Annotated in this window: 14 protein-coding genes; 9 read left to right on the top strand and 5 right to left on the bottom strand. The window is 61.6% G+C overall.

What is annotated here, in order from left to right:
• Positions 1–239: 239 nt before the first annotated feature.
• Positions 240–3,299 carry a beta-galactosidase gene (locus AB5Z09_RS16090; protein WP_368195725.1) on the bottom strand — a complete coding sequence of 1,020 codons (3,060 nt, stop codon included), beginning with the start codon at positions 3,297–3,299 and terminating at the stop codon, positions 240–242.
• Between the two features lie 189 nt (positions 3,300–3,488).
• A complete protein-coding gene (locus AB5Z09_RS16085; protein WP_110304264.1) occupies positions 3,489–4,496 on the bottom strand; it encodes a substrate-binding domain-containing protein in 1,008 nt (335 codons plus the stop codon).
• 201 nt (positions 4,497–4,697) lie between these two features.
• On the opposite strand from AB5Z09_RS16085, the gene galE reads away from it, so the two are divergent.
• The 5 genes from galE (at position 4,698) to bacA (ending at position 9,891) form a co-directional block, all read left to right on the top strand.
• Positions 4,698–5,711: a UDP-glucose 4-epimerase GalE gene (galE, locus tag AB5Z09_RS16080; protein WP_368195723.1), complete on the top strand. Its 1,014-nt coding sequence runs from the start codon at positions 4,698–4,700 to the stop codon at positions 5,709–5,711.
• A 59-nt stretch (positions 5,712–5,770) separates the two neighbouring features.
• On the top strand, positions 5,771–6,829 hold the full coding sequence (locus AB5Z09_RS16075; RefSeq protein ID WP_128816173.1) for a UDP-glucose--hexose-1-phosphate uridylyltransferase: 1,059 nt from the start codon (positions 5,771–5,773) through the stop codon (positions 6,827–6,829).
• Positions 6,826–7,974 (top strand): galactokinase, encoded by a 1,149-nt coding sequence (gene galK / locus AB5Z09_RS16070; protein ID WP_368195722.1) that lies wholly within the window; start codon positions 6,826–6,828, stop codon positions 7,972–7,974. Before AB5Z09_RS16075 ends, galK begins: the two co-directional genes overlap by 4 nt.
• Positions 7,971–8,960, top strand: coding sequence for a galactose-1-epimerase (gene galM / locus AB5Z09_RS16065; protein ID WP_368195721.1), 990 nt, complete (start codon positions 7,971–7,973; stop codon positions 8,958–8,960). The genes galK and galM overlap by 4 nt, the downstream gene beginning before the upstream one ends.
• Positions 8,961–9,075: 115 nt before the next feature.
• Complete coding sequence (gene bacA / locus AB5Z09_RS16060) at positions 9,076–9,891, top strand: undecaprenyl-diphosphate phosphatase (RefSeq protein ID WP_069527669.1); 816 nt, start codon at positions 9,076–9,078, stop codon at positions 9,889–9,891.
• 66 nt (positions 9,892–9,957) lie between these two features.
• Here bacA and AB5Z09_RS16055 read toward each other — a convergent pair whose 3' ends face one another.
• From AB5Z09_RS16055 to AB5Z09_RS16045, 3 genes are all read right to left on the bottom strand, one after another.
• On the bottom strand, positions 9,958–10,653 hold the full coding sequence (locus AB5Z09_RS16055; protein WP_236350602.1) for a ChrR family anti-sigma-E factor: 696 nt from the start codon (positions 10,651–10,653) through the stop codon (positions 9,958–9,960).
• On the bottom strand, positions 10,646–11,215 hold the full coding sequence (locus tag AB5Z09_RS16050) for a sigma-70 family RNA polymerase sigma factor (protein ID WP_368195747.1): 570 nt from the start codon (positions 11,213–11,215) through the stop codon (positions 10,646–10,648). The genes AB5Z09_RS16055 and AB5Z09_RS16050 overlap by 8 nt, the downstream gene beginning before the upstream one ends.
• 140 nt (positions 11,216–11,355) lie before the next feature.
• Positions 11,356–11,922, bottom strand: a complete 567-nt coding sequence (locus tag AB5Z09_RS16045) for an LON peptidase substrate-binding domain-containing protein (RefSeq protein ID WP_368195720.1) — start codon at positions 11,920–11,922, stop codon at positions 11,356–11,358.
• 310 nt (positions 11,923–12,232) lie between these two features.
• Between AB5Z09_RS16045 and argS the strand changes: the two genes are divergently transcribed.
• From argS to hslU, 4 genes are all read left to right on the top strand, one after another.
• Positions 12,233–13,978: an arginine--tRNA ligase gene (argS, locus tag AB5Z09_RS16040; protein ID WP_368195719.1), complete on the top strand. Its 1,746-nt coding sequence runs from the start codon at positions 12,233–12,235 to the stop codon at positions 13,976–13,978.
• 3 nt (positions 13,979–13,981) lie between these two features.
• Positions 13,982–14,827 (top strand): SPOR domain-containing protein, encoded by an 846-nt coding sequence (locus tag AB5Z09_RS16035; RefSeq protein ID WP_005340771.1) that lies wholly within the window; start codon positions 13,982–13,984, stop codon positions 14,825–14,827.
• Positions 14,828–15,014: 187 nt separating this feature from the next.
• Positions 15,015–15,548, top strand: coding sequence for an ATP-dependent protease subunit HslV (gene hslV, locus AB5Z09_RS16030; RefSeq protein ID WP_005342555.1), 534 nt, complete (start codon positions 15,015–15,017; stop codon positions 15,546–15,548).
• 66 nt (positions 15,549–15,614) lie between these two features.
• Positions 15,615–16,943, top strand: a complete 1,329-nt coding sequence (hslU, locus tag AB5Z09_RS16025; protein ID WP_005340773.1) for an HslU--HslV peptidase ATPase subunit — start codon at positions 15,615–15,617, stop codon at positions 16,941–16,943.
• Positions 16,944–16,969 lie beyond the last annotated feature (26 nt).

Below are 16,969 nucleotides of genomic sequence, written 5' to 3'. Positions count from 1 at the left end.
GGCGAGCAATTGAGCAAGCGCCAATCAATGTAATCAGTTTGTTGTCATTTCTTCTGTGATCATGACGACAAAATGAAAACGTTTACACTCTGTTACATTGAAACTTTATATTTATTTTTCAAATACATATAAATAAAAATCAGATTTGAGACTCAATCTTTCCCACAGCATTGAGGCTAGTCGTTACTGGTCTGTTGTCAAAATGGCGCACTGGCTCGACAGTCGTCTCAATAGCTGGCTTAACGGAGAGTGCAGCTCCAACGGTAACGACGCTCGAGCAGTTGATACTCGGGACGCACGCTCTGGCTCCAGGAATCATCCCCACCCACCCCCATGTGGACGCCATCGAGACAGACCCACAACCCCTCTTCGGCCACCAGATCGCTCTGGTGACGGGCGGCGGCCAGCTGCTGCTGACTGAAGCGGCTGGCACTGAAATGGAAGCTGCCGTTCACCGTCGTGCTGCCCAGCTGCAACTGGCGGGTATCGCAGCGCAAGCCGTTGTCGCTCGGGAAGATGTAAGGGGTGTGCATCGCCTCCAGCGGCAAACTCCAGCGCCCCAGATCGGCGCCCAGCAGGCGATCCGGATAGTTCTCATGAGGGCCACGCCCCAGCCATTCGGCTCGCGCTGGCACCTCGGCCAGATGGAGCAGCAGACCGATCCGCGGCAGCGAAGGCAGCGCTTGCGCCAGCTCGGTTTCTATCTCCAGGCTCATGGCGCCATCGTCGGTAAAGCGGTGATGCCAGTGACTCACCAGCAGCAGCTCATCGTGGTGAAAGTAGCCATGACTGACCCGGATATCCGCTCCGGCGACCGCGATCCCCAGACAGCGGTGCTGCCACTGACCGAGGCCACAGCCCTGCCAGCGAGCAATCCAGGAGTTAGGGTCGGCGTGATCCGCTTCGCTGGTGCCAATGTCGTTGTCGAGCGGTGCGCGATAGAAGTGATCCATGATCGGCGCCAGCAACTGCTCCTGCCCCGATTTTTGCCAACTGGTGATGCGGCCGCTCAGCTTGTCGAGCCGCCACTGGCTGTTTGCGGCGGTGATCCGCCAGCCATCCGGCTGCTCGCTCAGGGTGGCGGCCGCGACTGGCGCAGGCAGAGCAAGGGGGGTCGGCAGGGTGAACTGCTGACGGGCGGCCTTGTGATCCGCCTGCGACCATAGGGTAGCCTGCGGCTGAACGATGGCCAGATCGAGCCAGGCCAGTGAGCCTGCCGTAAAGGGAGGCAGCCTCTCGCTCAGGGTCAACTCGACCACCCCTTGCGGCGCCAGCATGAGGGAAACCTCCCCCTGCAGCTGCACATGGCCGTTCTCGCACAGCTGCCAGCACAGCCGCTCGTTGTCGGTTTCCCGGAACAGATATTCGCTCTCGATCCGCACCCGCAACGGGGTGTGCTCAAGCAGGGTGAAGCGGAACGGCTGCTGGGCACGCTTTGCCTCGCACAGGGCTGGATGGGGGGTGCGATCCGGGAACAGCAGGCCGTTGCAGCAGAACTGGCGATCGTTTTGCAGGTCACCGAAGTCACCGCCATAGCCCCAGTAGTGACGGCCATCGGCGGTGTATTTATCGAGCCCCTGATCGACCCAATCCCAGACAAACCCGCCTTGCAGACGTGGATGATCGCGAAACGCCTGCCAATAGTGGGCGTAGCCCCCGAGACTGTTGCCCATGGCGTGGGCATATTCGCAGAGGATCAACGGCCGGTGCTCGCCGGGCAGGCCGATCCACTTGGCCAGCGCCCACTTGGGCACCGCCGGGAAAGGTTGATCCTGATGGGTTCTGGCATACATGGGGCAGATGATGTCGGTGGCCGGGGTATCGGCCCCGCCCCCCTCGTACTGCACCGGACGGCTCGGGTCGCTGCGCTTGATCCAGCCATACATGGCATCGTGGGCCGGGCCGTAACCCGACTCGTTGCCCAGCGACCAGATGATGATCGAGGGGTGGTTGAAATCCCGTGCCACCATGCGGGTCGCCCGCTCCAGAAAGGCATTGCTCCAGGCGGGATCCCGCGCCAGCCGCCCCATGGGGGTCATGCCGTGAGTCTCCAGATTCGCCTCGTCCACCACATAGAGGCCGAGCCGATCGCAGAGGCGATAGAAGTCGGGGTGGTTGGGATAGTGGGAACAGCGCACCGCATTGAAGTTGTGCCGCTTCATCAGCAGCAGATCCCGCTCCATGGTGGCGCAATCGATAGCATAGCCCTTGGCGGGATGGTGTTCATGACGGTTGGCACCGCGAATAAGCAGCGGCTGACCATTGACCCGCAGCAGACCGCCACGGATCTCCACCACCCGAAAGCCCACATCACATGCCTCACTCTCGATAGCCTGGCCCTGTTCGTCCAGCAGGGTCAGGGTAAGGCGATAGAGATGGGGCGTCTCGGCGCTCCACTTGCACGGCGCAGCTACATCGAGCCACAGCTCGGCGCGATCGTCATAAGCCCCTTTTTCATCAATGACTTGGGTGCCGATCGGCTGGCGCAGGGTCGCGACCCGCTCGCCACCGTCATAGAGATTGGCCTCCACCGACAGACCGGCCGCATTGGCCACCTGCAGGGCAATCTTGAGACGGCCATCCCGATAGCAGGCATCCAGCTCGGGCGTCACCCGCATATCCATCAGATGGCGGGACGGTTTGTGCAGCAGGCTGACGGAGCGAAAGATCCCCGACAGCCACCACATATCCTGATCTTCCAGATAGGAGCCGTCGGACCAGCGCAGCACCAGCACCGCCAGCCGGTTGCGACCGCTCTGCAGATAAGGAGTCAGATCGAATTCGGCGGGCAGGCGGCTGTCCTGGGAGTAACCGACCCAGCGGCCGTTGCAGAAGAGGTGGAAGGCGCTGCTCACCCCGTCGAAGATGATCCGGCTCTGACCGCTGGCCAGCCAGTCGGCGGACAGTTCGAACTCGCGGGAGTAGCAACCGGTGGGGTTCTCTGCCGGCACCCGGGGCGGATCGCAGGGAAAGGGGTACTTGATATTGGTGTAGATGGGGCCATCGGTGAGCGGCCGCGCAGCTGGATAGGCGGCATCCAGCTGCCAGTTACCCGGTACGGTAATGGGAGTGGCATCCACCATATCCTGCGCCAGCCAGCTCTCTGGCACCAATTCGGGAGCGGCAAAGAAGGAGAAGCGCCACTCGCCATCGAGCAAGAGACGGGAGGAAGAGGCCAGATCACCCCTGGCATCCGTTTCGCTGCGCCAGCTGAACATGGGGGTATGGGCAGCCAGCCGGTTTACCGACGTAATGGCCTGAGTCTGCCAATCCTGACGCGCCACTATCTCCCTGAGCATTCACTCTCTCCCTGCTGATTGGAAAACGTATTCAGTCTAGAGAAGTATGACGCAGGGAACGGCGATCTCGCTCACACAGATGTAAACGATTACACTAATTTTGTTAAGTAAAGCGGAGTAAAAATGATTAAAAATAGGTAAAACAATAACTGTGCAAGAAACGGCCCCGAACAGGGCCGCAAAAGGGGGCTATCCGGCCCGAACCGGTGCCACCGAGTGGCGATTGATCAGGGTGGGGGTATAGATCCGGCTCTGGGTCGCGTCACTCTCCCCCGCCGCCAGCTGAATGGCCAGCTTGGCCGCCTGGGCCGCCATCAACTCGATGGGATAGCGCATGGTGGAGAGCTTGGGGCGCAAATATCTGGCATAGATGATGTCATCGAAGCCCACTACCGAGACCTCCTCCGGCACTCGCAGGCCGTTGTCGGCCAGCACAGAGATGGCGCCCGCCGCCATGGCATCGTTATAAGCCACCACGGCGGTCACCTTGAGCCCCTTGGCCAGCAGGTTGAGCATGGCACGCTCCCCCCCCTCCTCGTTCGGTGTGCCGCTCTCGATAAGCTCGGGATCGGCTGCCAGACCCGCCTCCATCAGCCCATCCTGATAACCTTGCAGACGCAAGGTGGCATCCTCGATGGCGTGATCCGAGCTGATAAAGGCGATATGGCGGTGGCCCAGCTCGATCAGATGACGGGTCGCCGTGGCGGCACCCAGCCGGTTGTTGAGGGCGATGCAGCGCCCCCTGAGGGCCGGAATATCGCGGTTAATCAGCACCATACCGGGCACCCGCATGGCGTAATCGTAAAGTTCCTCGTCGCTCAGCGCCTTGCTGTGCACCACCAGCGCCTCGCAACGCTTGCCGATCAGTAGCTCGATCGCTTCACGCTCCTGACGCGCCTTGTGAAAACCGTTACCCATCAGCAGGTGAAGGTTCTGCTCGACGGCGATGCCGGAGACACCCTTAACCAGTGCACCGAAGAAGGGATCGGCCACGTCACCGACCACCACCCCCATGGTGTCGCAAGTCTGGCTGACCAGTGCCCGCGCGTTGGCGTTGGGGGTGTAGCCCAGTTCGGCCATTGCCTTCTGCACCACTTCGCGAGACGCAGCGCTGGCCTTGGGGGAGTTGTTCATCACCCGTGAAACCGTTGCCACCGACACATTGGCCAAACGGGCGACATCCTTGATGGTGCTCATGCTGTTTTCACTTCTTTCACTGTGCAATAGAGCGCCATTATACCCAGCAAACCCATTGAAAACAGGGGTGAAACGTATATCTGCCGTCAGGATGACCATAAAAACTGTGTAATCGTTTACACTGTTTTGCAAGCAAGCTCACAGTTTGGTCGCCACACCCTCGGCTAGACTGCTTCCAGACACTTTTCAGTGGAGAGCAAGATGAACGTTCTGGTCACCGGCGGTTGCGGATATATCGGCAGCCACACCTGTCTGGCCCTGCAAGCGGCAGGCATGAATCCCGTGGTGGTCGACAACCTCTGCAACAGCAAGCGCAGCGTATTGACTCGAGTCGCGGCTATCAGCGGCCAGCAACCCGTGTTCTATCAAGGAGATATTCGCGATGCCGCCCTGCTGGACCGGATCTTCGCCGAACAGCAGATCGACGCAGTGATCCACTTTGCCGCCCTCAAGGCGGTCGGTGAGTCGACTCGCATTCCACTGGATTACTACGAGAACAACCTCGGCGGCACCCTCACCCTGCTGCAGGCGATGAAACGGGCCAATGTGCACAATCTGGTGTTCAGCTCCTCGGCCACCGTCTATGGCGATCCGGCCAGCCTGCCGATCCGCGAGGATTTCCCCCGCAGCGCCACCAACCCCTACGGACGATCCAAGCTGATCATCGAGGAGATCCTCGAAGATCTGCAGTTGGCCGAGCCGCACTGGAGCATGACCCTGCTGCGCTACTTCAATCCGGTCGGCGCCCACGAATCGGGCACCATGGGGGAAGACCCGCAGGGGATCCCCAACAACCTGATGCCCTATATCACCCAGGTCGCCATCGGCCGTCGCGACTGCCTGTCTGTCTTTGGAAACGATTACCCCACCCCGGACGGCACCGGCGTGCGCGACTACATCCACGTGATGGATCTCGCCGAAGGGCACGTCAAGGCGTTGCAACACTGCGCTGGCAAGGGTGGCGTGCACACCTACAACCTGGGCACCGGCCAGGGCCAGAGCGTGTTGCAGCTGGTCGCCGCTTTCTCTGCCGCCTGTGGCAAGCCGCTGCCATTTCGCATCGAACCGCGCCGCCCGGGCGACATCGCCGCCTGCTGGGCCGATCCGGCCAAGGCCGAGCGCGAGCTGGGCTGGCGGGCGACCCGCAACATCGACGCCATGTGCGCCGACAGCTGGCGCTGGCAATCCGCCAATCCGAATGGTTACGAGGAGTAGGCCTGCCTGCTCCCTGTTAATAGATGACCCTATTTTTCAATACCTTATTAGGAGAGATGATGTTCAACCCCGTCGATCATCCCCATCGCCGCTTCAATCCGCTGACCGGCCAGTATGTGCTGGTATCCCCCCACCGGGCCAAACGCCCCTGGCAGGGACAGGTGGAGAAGGTGAGTCAGGCCCCCAAACAGGCCCACGATCCCGACTGTTTCCTCTGCGCGGGCAACACCCGGGTCACCGGCGACATCAACCCCGACTATCAGGGCACCTTCGTTTTTACCAACGACTTCGCCGCCCTGATGCAGGATACCCCGGCCGCCGATAGCGCCAGCGATCCCCTGCTGAAACTGGAAGCCGCCCGCGGCACCAGCCGGGTCATCTGCTTCTCGCCGGATCACGGCAAAACCCTACCCGAGCTGCCGCTGCCCGCCATCGAGGGGGTGATCACCGCCTGGATGGATCAGGTCGCCGAGCTGTCGGCCCAATGGAAGTGGGTGCAGGTCTTTGAAAACAAAGGGGCCGTCATGGGCTGCTCCAACCCACACCCCCACGGCCAGATCTGGGGCAGCGACTTCCTGCCCAACGAGATCGCCCGCGAAGAGCAGCACCAGTGCGACTGGCTGTCAGAGCATGGCCGCCCCATGCTGCTGGAGTATGTGGAGCGGGAGCTGGCGGATCGCTCGCGCATCGTGGTGGAGACCGAGCACTGGCTCGCCGTGGTTCCCTTCTGGGCCGCCTGGCCGTTCGAAACCCTGCTGCTGCCCAAGGCGCACGTCCCCTCCATGCTCAACCTGACCCAGGCCCAGCAACAGGATCTGGCGGTGGCGCTCAAGGAGCTCACCAGCCGCTACGACAACCTGTTCGAGTGCAGCTTCCCCTACTCCATGGGCTGGCACTTTGCGCCGCCCAAATCGGAGTGCCCCGAGGCGTGGCAACTGCATGCCCACTTCTATCCGCCGCTGCTGCGCTCCGCCACCGTGCGCAAATTTATGGTGGGCTTCGAGATGCTGGCAGAAACCCAGCGTGACCTTACACCCGAGCAGGCCGCCGAGCGGCTGCGCGCGCTGAGCCCCATTCACTACAACCAGACCAATCACACCGATGAGGAGGCCCTATGAACCCGAGCCAACGCGTCAGCACCGTTTTTGCCGAGCAATTTGCCAAAGCGCCCGATCTGCTGGTGCGCGCCCCCGGCCGCGTCAACCTCATCGGTGAACATACCGACTACAACGACGGCTTCGTGCTGCCCTGCGCCATCGACTACAAGACCTGCGTCGCCATCGGTCTGCGCGATGACCGGCAAGTACAGGTGATCGCCGCCGACTACGACAACCAGCGCGACCAGTTCGACCTCGACCAGCCCATCGAGCACCACCCCAGCCAGCGCTGGAGCGACTACATCCGCGGCGTGGTGAAGTATCTGCAGGAGCGCGGTTATGCCCTGCGCGGCCTCGATCTGGTGGTCTCCGGCAACGTGCCGCAGGGGGCGGGGCTCTCCTCCTCCGCCTCGCTGGAAGTAGCCATCGGTCAGGCATTCAAAGAGGCTCTGGGGCTCGACATCAGCCAGGCCGAGATCGCCCTCAACGGCCAGCAGGCGGAGAACAAGTTCGTCGGCTGCAACTGCGGCATCATGGATCAGATGATCTCCGCCAGCGGCAAAACGGATCATGCCCTGCTGCTCGACTGTCGCTCGCTGGAGACCCGTCTCATCCCCATGCCCAGCGATCTGGCGGTGCTGATCGTCAACTCCAACGTGCGCCGCGGTCTGGTGGACAGCGAATACAACACCCGCCGTCAGCAGTGCGAAGCGGCCGCCCGTCACTACAGGGTCAAGGCGCTGCGCGACCTCGATCTGGCCGGACTGGAAGCGGGCAAAGCCGGACTGGATGAGGCCTGCTATCGCCGTGCCCGCCACATCGTCGGTGAAAACGCCCGCACCCTGGCGGCCGCCGATGCGCTGGCGAGCCACGATCTGACCCGACTCGGCGAGCTGATGGCCGAGTCGCACGCCGCCATGCGCGATGACTTCGAGATCACAGTGCCCGCCATCGACGGTCTGGTGGAGATCATCAAGGCCAGGATAGGCACAGATGGCGGCGTGCGGATGACCGGCGGCGGCTTCGGCGGCTGTGTAGTCGCCCTGCTGCGCCCCGAGAAAGTGGCCGAGGTGATTGCCGCCGTCGAGGCAGAGTATCCGGCCCTCTCCGGCCTCAAAGCCGACTGCTACGTCTGCTCTGCCAGCGCCGGTGCAGGCAAGCTATGAGCAGCGCCATGACGCCATTCGAACTGGAAAACGAGGAGGGGCTGCGCCTGAGCGGCCTCGACTTCGGCGCTACCCTCACCTCCCTCACCCTGCCGGTGGCGGGCAAACGGCGCGAAGTCCTGCTGGGTTGTGCCGACGACGCCTATCCCGCCCAACAGGCGTGGCTGGGCGCGGTGGCCGGGCGTTTTGCCAACCGCATCGGCGGCGCCGAACTGCTACGCGATGGCAAGCGCTGGTCGCTGGATGCCAATCAGGCCCCCAACTGCCTGCATGGCGGGCAGGCGGGCTTTCATCGCCAGCAGTGGCAGATCAAGGAGCTGGAAGCGGATCGGGTCAAGCTGGCGCTGCTCTCCCGAGCGGGGGATCAGGGCTTTCCCGGCAATCTGCGGGTCACCCTGGAGTACCGGCTGGAGCAGAACGATCTGGTGGTCGATTTTGTGGCCAGCACAGATGCAGCGACCCCGGTCAGCCTTACCAGCCACGCTTACTTCAATCTCGATGGGCAAACCGATGGCGGCGATGTGCGTGACCACCTCATCAGCATCAATGCCGACCACTTCCTTCCGACCGACCCGAGCGGTTTGCCGATCGCCATCACCCCGGTGGAGGGGCCGTTCGATTTGCGCCAAGAGCGCCTTGTCGGGCAGGATTGGCTGAGTCATCCCCAGCAGCAACAAGCCAAGGGGTACGATCATGCCTTTGTGCTCAACGGCCCAACGCAAGTGTGGGCTGCTCGCGTGGTATCAGGGGACAGGCAGCTGGCGATGGAGGTCTACACCAACCAACCCTCGCTGCAGTTTTACACCGGCAACTGGCTGGCCAATACCCCGAACCGCAGCGGCCTGTCGCACCGGGATCACGACGGCTTCTGTCTTGAGGCGCAACAGCTAACGGACAGCCCGAATCGCCCCGAGCTGGGCAACCCCTGGCTGCTGCCTGGCGAGCGTTATCACCACCAGACCCGCTACCGCTTTATCCGCGACTAACTTAAAGAATTCATGATTTTTACATAGCCTCAGCAGTCACAATCGAGCAAGATATGCCGCCCCGAGACCCTTTCGGGGCGTTTTTACATCAACGAAGTTAAGGATTGTTTGTTCGATGACTGACACTTATAGCCTGCTGGTCGCCTTTATTCTGGGCGTCGTCGAGGGGCTGACCGAGTTCCTCCCCGTCTCCTCCACCGGCCACATGATTATCGTCGGCCATCTGCTGGGCTTTGAAGGGCCCAAGGCTGCCACCTTCGAAGTGGTGATCCAGCTTGGCTCCATCCTCGCCGTGGTCGCCGTCTTCTGGCGCCGCCTGTTTGGCCTGATTGGCATCCACTTTGGCCAGAAGCCGTCCCGGGATCACGCCACCCTGTCGCTGATCCACGTCATCCTCGGCATGCTGCCCGCCATCGTGGTCGGTCTGGCCATCCACAGCTGGATCAAGGCCAACCTGTTTGGCCCACAGACCGTGATGTACGCGCTGGTCGCGGGGGGTATCCTGCTGATCATCGCCGAGAAGTTCCGCCCGGCCGTCACAGCCGAAACCCTGGATGACATCAGCTACAAGCAGGCGTTCGGCATCGGTCTGTTCCAATGTCTGGCCCTGTGGCCCGGCTTCTCCCGCTCCGGCGCCACCATCAGTGGTGGCATGCTGATGGGGATCAGCCGTCACGCAGCCGCCGAGTTCTCCTTCATCATGGCAGTGCCCATGATGGTGGCGGCCAGTGGGCTGGATCTCTACAAGAGCCGCGATTTCCTCTCGATGGCCGACTTCCCGATGTTTGCAGTGGGCTTTATCACCGCCTTCGTGGTAGCGATGTTTGCGATCAAGACCTTCCTGACATTGATCCGCCGCATCGACTTTATCCCGTTCGCCATCTACCGCTTTATCGTGGCATTCGCCGTCTATCTGGTGTTTGTCGCCTGACCGGCAACCAGCAATCAAATGAAAAAAGGGACCAATCTGGTCCCTTTTTCTATGGCGTCATAGTGCTCAGTAGAGGTGCTGGCTGATGCCATTCAGCAGCCGCGACAACCCCTTGGTGAACTGCACCGGCGCATCCTGCACCGTGTAGCAGAGGCAGCCATCTGGCGTATGCGGGCTATGGGAGTGGCTGGCATCGCGCCAGATGAAATCTCCCGCCTTGTAAAGGGTATCGCCATCCTGAATATTGCCCGCCAGCAGCAGGGTCAGCTCATAACCCTGATGGGTGTGCTCGGGGATGCGGCCGCCCGCTTCGATGTGGAGCAAACTGGCGCGCGCGCCCATCTCATCCAGCGGCAGACTCTGCTGACGAATGGCCCCGATATGGCGCCACTTGGGCGAACGATAGCGGGCCAGCACCCGTGGCAAACGGTAGGCATGACCGGCCACCTCCAGCTCGCCGTGCTGCGTTCGGGGCTGGTCATGTGTTGGCTCGGAGAGGGGCTCTGCCAGCGGCTGGGCCAGAATATCCGCCAGCATGGCGTCGAATCCGGCGTCCAGTCCCACTTCATCACGGGAGTCCACCTCGGGCTCTGCTGGCGAAGCAAGATATTGCTGCGCCAGCTCCTCTTCGAATGTCTTCAGTCGGGCAGCACAATCGGGGCAGAGTTCACAGTGGGCGGAGAGCCCCACCGCCAGCGGCAGAGGCAGCTCGTCGGCGGCGAAGGCGCGCAGCATAGGGTCGGTCGGATGGGCTTTAATCATGGCCTTGCTCCACTTGCTCTTTCAGTTTCTGTAACGCCAGCCGGAGGCGGGACTTGATGGTACCGAGCGGCACGCCGAGTCGCTCCGCCAGCTCCTGCTGGGAGAACTCCTGCAGATAGATGCCGCGCACCACCTGCTGTTGCAGCTCCGGCAGGGTGCCCAGGTAGTGGGCCATCTGACGGGTCAGCACCGCATCCTCCCCCCCGCTCAGGTGCTCCTCTTCGGCCTGAAACTCCAGCACCGGCCACAGCTCCTCGGCACAGAGATCCTCCTTGCTGGCGCGACGACGGCGCAGCATGTCGAAGCACTGGTTGCGCATCACGGTATAGATCCAGGTGGTCGGCGCCCCCTTCTCGGGGTGGTAGAGACGCGCCTTCTGCCACACCAGCAGCATGGTCTCCTGCACCAGCTCCATGGCGTTGGCTTCGCTGCCGAGGTGGCGCAGGCCGTAGCTGCGAATACGCGGCGCAAAGTGTTGGAACAGGCGGGCAAAAGCAGCCTTGTCGGCCTGCTCTGCCACCCTGATCAGCAGAGATTTGAGGTCGCCATCCGGGTTATCCATCACGGGCGAGGTCCTGCGTATGGTCGAGTGTGGTTGGCCAGTATATGCCATTGCGCCATCCCTTTGGTGTGCTGTCGAGCATGCTGTGGTGATGACTTGTACGGCGCTGCGGCAGTGGCGGATCAGCGGGTCAGAAAAAATCAGTGGCTGGCCACCAGTACCCCCTTGAGCAGAGCGATGGCGGGCTGATTGTCGGCGGCGGCCAGCAGCAGTTGTTTCTGTTCAGGGGGGATCGGCAACACCTCCAGCCAGCGCTGGGCCACCCAGTTGCCATCGTCCCAGCAGGGGGCGGGATAGAGGGCGGCATAGTCGGGATAGTCGGCAAACACCTCCCGCAATGCCTCGGCCAGCGGTTGCTGATCGGGATGGAGCCGGCGGGACGGCCAGGCCGTCAGCGGCGTCACCTCGCCGATACGCAGGCCATCGGGCTCCTGCCACAAATCCTCTATCTGCACCCGCTCCATCCCCAGCACCGTGATCCCCAGCATGCCGTCTGGCAGCCGGTCGAAATCGATGATGGTGACCCGGGTGGCGATGGGCAGCATGTTGCGCAGGGCGTCGGGCTGGCGAGGGTCCACCATGCAGAGGGCAAAGCCGGGCTCCCCCGCCTCGGCAATCATCCGCTGGTATCTCGGTTCGAAGATCCGCAGCGGCATGATGCCGCCGGGCAGCAGGTGGGCAGATAGGGGAAACAGCGCCAGTCGCATCGCAAACTCCTCGGTTGGGAACGTATGTTGATACGCCGGGCCAGAGGGAGGAGATCATTCCCGTCAGCGGAAAGGAAAAACCCTTAACAATCAGGGGAAAATAGCCTGGACAAGCCGCTTCGATATGCAGTAGAAATGGATAAGCACCGTAATTTCCGCCCAATATTCTGGAATATGGCGCCAAACGCAGTGAAATATCCGCCCGACAGCGAGCGGCGGGTCATCCCTATAGTTTTCTCGGGCCGATGCGGGTAAAATTCACGCCCTTATATATCAGTCATTTTTCGACGCGCAACCTTGGTGGTCAGTTATGAAAGAGCATATTCATCATCTACTTGAACAAACGGTAGCCAATCTCAAGTCAGCAGGCGTCCTGCCGGCGGACCTGGAAGCCCGCGTGCAAGTAGACCGATGCAAGGAAAAAGCTCACGGCGACCTGGCTACCAACCTGGCCATGCTGCTGGCCAAACCGGCCCGCAAGAATCCCCGTGAGCTGGCAGCGGCCATCATCGAGCACCTGCCTGCCTCCGACCTGATCGCCAAGGTCGAGATCGCCGGCCCCGGCTTCATCAACTTCTTCTTCGACCAGCGCTGGCTGGCCGGTCAGGTCGAAGCCATGGTGACCTCTGCCAACGCCAACGTACGGTTGCCCGCGCCACAAACCGTGGTGGTGGACTACTCCGCCCCCAACGTGGCCAAAGAGATGGCGGTGCACCACATCCGTTCCACCGTACTCGGTGACGTAGCTGCGCGCGCGCTGGAATTCCTCGGCCACAAAGTGATCCGTGCCAACCACATCGGTGACTGGGGCACCCAGTTCGGCATGCTGATCGCCTATCTGGAAAAGATGTCCAACGAGCACGCCAGCGACATGGCGCTCAAGGATCTGGAAGCCTTCTACACCCAGGCCAAGCGTTGCTACGACGAAGACGAAGCCTTCGCCGAGCGCGCCCGTAACTACGTGGTCAAGCTGCAGGGCGGCGATGAGTACTGCCGTACCATGTGGAAGAAGCTGGTCGACATGACCATGGAACAGAACCAGATCAACTACGACCGCCTGAATGTCTCCCTGACCAACAAGGACATCATGGGCGAGTCCATGTACAACGACATGCTGCCGGAGATCGTGGCCGACCTGAAAGCCAAGGGGCTGGCGGTCGAGAGCGAAGGCGCCACCGTTGTCTTCCTGGACGAGTTCAAGAACAAGGATGGCGAGGCCATGGGCGTCATCATCCAGAAGAGCGATGGCGGTTTCCTCTACACCACCACCGACATCGCCTGTGCCAAATACCGTTATGAGACCCTGGGCGCCGACCGTGTCATGTACTTCATCGACTCCCGTCAGCACCAGCACCTGATGCAGGCCTGGACCATCACCCGCAAGGCGGGCTATGTGCCGGAATCCGTACCGCTTGAGCACCACGCTTTCGGCATGATGCTGGGCAAGGATGGTCGTCCCTACAAGACCCGTTCCGGTGGCACCGTCAAGCTGGTTGACCTGCTGAACGAAGCCGAAGAGCGCGCCGCTGCCCTGCTGGAAAGCCGCAACAGCGACCTCTCTGCCGAAGAGAAGGCCAACGTGGTCAACGCCATCGCCATGGGCGCGGTCAAGTATGCGGATCTCTCCAAGAACCGCACCACCGACTACATCTTCGACTGGGATCTGATGCTCTCATTTGAAGGCAACACTGCCCCTTACCTGCAGTACGCCTACACCCGTATCCAGTCCATCTTCCGCAAGGCCAACATCGATGTCGAAACGCTGACCGGCAACGTGACCCTGAACGAAGAGGCCGAAGAGGTGCTGGCCCAGAAGCTGATCCAGTTCTCCGACGCGGTCAACGGCGTGGCCGACAAAGGCATGCCGCACCTGCTCTGTACCTACCTGTACGAGTTGTCCGGCAACTTCATGACCTTCTACGAAGCCTGCCCGATCAACAAGGATGGCGTGGACGAAGCAACCCGTCAGAGCCGTCTGCTGCTGTGCGCCGCCACCGCCAAGGTACTGAAGCTGGGCCTCGGCGTACTGGGCATCCATACCCTGGAGCGCATGTAATAGATGGCAACCCGGGATTATGTCGGCAGCCGCCCGCGACGTCGGGCGGGTGGCCGCAATACCAAGAAAGCGGCCCCTCGCCGCTTTCCTGTTATTCCAGTGCTGCTGGTCGTGGCACTGCTGGCAGGCTTTGGTGGCTTCCTTTACATGATCAATGGCAAGGGCAACGACGCCCCCACCATTGAGGAGCAGGTAAAGGCCAACAAGCCAAAAGCGCAGAATAACGGGCTGCCTCAGGAGAAGTGGAGCTACATCGAACGGCTTGAGAACAAGCAGGTCGATATCATAGAGCCGCCGACCCAGCCGGGTGTGCTGCCGCCACCGCCGGCAGATACCATGACCCTGCAGCCGGAAAAACTGCCGCAGCCGGTGCCGACCGACATTCCCCAACCGGGAACGCCCATCGGCCAGCCCAAGCCCTATCAGCCCAATCCGGCGACCACCCCTTCCACCTCGGGTGCACCGGTTGCCAGCGCGCAAGAGCAGGTGATCGACCGCAAGGCCGAACGGGAACGGATGGAGCGGGAGATCCGCGCCGAGCTGGAACGGGAGCGGGCCGAAGCGGCCAAGGCCAAAGCGGCCACTCCGCCAGCCCAGACCGCCGCCGCCGACAGCGGTCGCTACATGATGCAGTGCGCCGCCCTGCGCTCGCAGGATTCCGCAGAGTCGCTCAAGGCGCGTATCGCCTTCACCGCCGGTCTCTCTTCCAGCCTGCAGGTGATCAATGGCGCCAACGGCACCGTCTACAAGGTGATGGTGGGCCCCTTCAACGGCAAGGCGGCCGCCGACGCGGCCAACAGCAAGCTGCAGAGCTCCGGCATCAGCGGCTGCATTCCCAAGAAAGGGTAATCCGCTTACCGATGACGCAGGGCCGGGTGGCAACACCCGGCCCTGTTCTTTTGGTGTCACTCGCACCCACCCTGATTGCTACCCCGTTTATCCCGACCAAAGGCAGGGTTGAAAAGCCCGTTTGCCATCCCCATCTTTCTTGCCATGCACAGTCAGGCCGTCATTCGGCTCAAGCGAGGTAAGTAAAGTGACTACCATAGTTTCAGTTCGCCGCAACGGTCAGGTCGTCATCGGTGGCGATGGCCAGGTCTCTCTTGGCAACACCGTCATGAAGGGCAACGCCCGCAAGGTTCATCGTCTCTACAACGGCAAGGTGCTGGCCGGTTTCGCTGGCGGTACCGCCGACGCCTTCACCCTGCTCGAGCGTTTCGAAGCAAAACTGCAGGCCCATCAGGGTAATCTGGAGCGCGCCGCCGTGGCGCTGGCCAAAGATTGGCGCACCGATCGCGCCCTGCGCCGCCTCGAAGCGCTGCTGGCCGTGGCCGACGAACACAAATCCTTCATCATCACCGGCAACGGTGACGTGGTGCAGCCGGAGCACGATCTCATCGCCATCGGCAGCGGTGGCAACTTCGCCCAGTCTGCCGCCATCGCGCTGCTGGAAAACACCGAGCTGGATGCCAGGACCATTGTCGAGAAGTCCCTCAAGATTGCGGGCGACATCTGCGTCTTCACCAACGGCAACCACACCATCGAAGTGCTGGACTACGCCGCCAAATAAGGCCGCCAGCCAAACCCAATTTCCCAAGGGGTGGGCACTGCCCGCCCCGGATACAGGAACACCATCATGTCCGAGATGACCCCGAGAGAAATCGTCCACGAGCTGGATCGTCACATCATTGGTCAGGCCGATGCCAAGCGCGCCGTTGCCGTTGCCCTGCGCAACCGCTGGCGCCGGATGCAACTCAACGAAGAGATGCGCCATGAAGTGACCCCGAAAAACATCCTGATGATCGGCCCGACCGGTGTCGGCAAGACCGAGATCGCCCGTCGTCTGGCCAAGCTGGCCAACGCCCCCTTCATCAAGGTGGAAGCGACCAAGTTCACCGAAGTGGGCTATGTCGGCAAGGAAGTGGACAGCATCATCCGCGATCTGACCGATGCCGCCATCAAGCTGGTGCGCGAGACCGAGATGGAGAAGATGAAATACCGCGCCGAGGAAGCCGCCGAAGAGCGCATCCTCGACGCCCTGCTGCCCAACCCGCGCAACACCTGGGGTGAAGAAGAGAAAGCCGATAACTCCAACACCCGCCAGATCTTCCGCAAGAAACTGCGGGAAGGTCAGCTGGATGACAAGGAGATCGAGCTAGAACTCTCCGCCTCCCCAATGGGCGTCGAAATCATGACCCCGCCGGGCATGGAAGAGATGGCCAACCAGCTGCAGGGGCTGTTCCAGAATCTGGGCCAGAACCAGAAGAAGAAGCGCAAGATCAAGGTCAAAGAGGCCATGAAGGCGCTGATCGAAGAGGAAGCAGCCCGTCTGGTCAATCCGGAAGAGCTGAAACAGAAAGCCATCGCTGCGGTCGAGAACAACGGCATCGTCTTCCTCGACGAGATCGACAAGATCTGCAAGCGCGGCGAGAGCTCGGGCCCCGATGTCTCCCGTGAAGGGGTACAGCGCGACCTGCTGCCGCTGGTTGAAGGTTGCACCGTCAACACCAAGCACGGCATGGTCAAGACCGACCATATCCTGTTTGTCGCCTCCGGCGCCTTCCAGATCGCCAAGCCGTCCGACCTCATCCCCGAGCTACAGGGCCGTCTGCCGATCCGGGTCGAGCTGACCGCCCTGACCACCGATGACTTCGAGCGCATCCTGACCGAACCGAACGCCTCGCTGACCGATCAGTACAAGGCGCTGATGGCCACCGAAGGGGTCAATATCGAGTTCACCAAGGATGGCATCCGCCGTCTGGCCGAAGCGGCCTGGCAGGTCAACGAGCGTACCGAGAACATCGGTGCCCGTCGTCTGCACACCGTGATGGAGCGCCTGATGGAAGATATCTCCTACGACGCCTCCGAGAAGTCCGGCGAGACCTTTGTCATCGACACCGACTACGTCAACGCCCATCTCGGTGCGCTTGTCGAGGATGAGGATCTGAGCCGCTTTATTCTGTAAGCGCAGTTCTGTTTGTAAAAAAACGC

Source organism: Aeromonas sp. R2-2 (assembly GCF_040908355.1).
GTDB classification, from domain to species: domain Bacteria; phylum Pseudomonadota; class Gammaproteobacteria; order Enterobacterales; family Aeromonadaceae; genus Aeromonas; species Aeromonas veronii.
Note: the sequence above shows the minus strand (reverse complement) of the source record. Positions and strands in the feature narration are given on the sequence as shown.

Coding starts and splice junctions, on each gene's coding strand:
- AB5Z09_RS16085 (WP_110304264.1), bottom strand. CDS start 4,496: ATGAGCACCATCAAGGATGTCGCCCGTTTGGCCAATGTGTCGGTGGCA.
- argS (WP_368195719.1), top strand. CDS start 12,233: ATGAAAGAGCATATTCATCATCTACTTGAACAAACGGTAGCCAATCTC.
- galK (WP_368195722.1), top strand. CDS start 6,826: ATGAACCCGAGCCAACGCGTCAGCACCGTTTTTGCCGAGCAATTTGCC.
- AB5Z09_RS16050 (WP_368195747.1), bottom strand. CDS start 11,215: ATGGATAACCCGGATGGCGACCTCAAATCTCTGCTGATCAGGGTGGCA.
- AB5Z09_RS16035 (WP_005340771.1), top strand. CDS start 13,982: ATGGCAACCCGGGATTATGTCGGCAGCCGCCCGCGACGTCGGGCGGGT.
- hslU (WP_005340773.1), top strand. CDS start 15,615: ATGTCCGAGATGACCCCGAGAGAAATCGTCCACGAGCTGGATCGTCAC.
- AB5Z09_RS16075 (WP_128816173.1), top strand. CDS start 5,771: ATGTTCAACCCCGTCGATCATCCCCATCGCCGCTTCAATCCGCTGACC.
- AB5Z09_RS16090 (WP_368195725.1), bottom strand. CDS start 3,299: ATGCTCAGGGAGATAGTGGCGCGTCAGGATTGGCAGACTCAGGCCATT.
- galE (WP_368195723.1), top strand. CDS start 4,698: ATGAACGTTCTGGTCACCGGCGGTTGCGGATATATCGGCAGCCACACC.
- bacA (WP_069527669.1), top strand. CDS start 9,076: ATGACTGACACTTATAGCCTGCTGGTCGCCTTTATTCTGGGCGTCGTC.
- AB5Z09_RS16055 (WP_236350602.1), bottom strand. CDS start 10,653: ATGATTAAAGCCCATCCGACCGACCCTATGCTGCGCGCCTTCGCCGCC.
- AB5Z09_RS16045 (WP_368195720.1), bottom strand. CDS start 11,922: ATGCGACTGGCGCTGTTTCCCCTATCTGCCCACCTGCTGCCCGGCGGC.
- galM (WP_368195721.1), top strand. CDS start 7,971: ATGAGCAGCGCCATGACGCCATTCGAACTGGAAAACGAGGAGGGGCTG.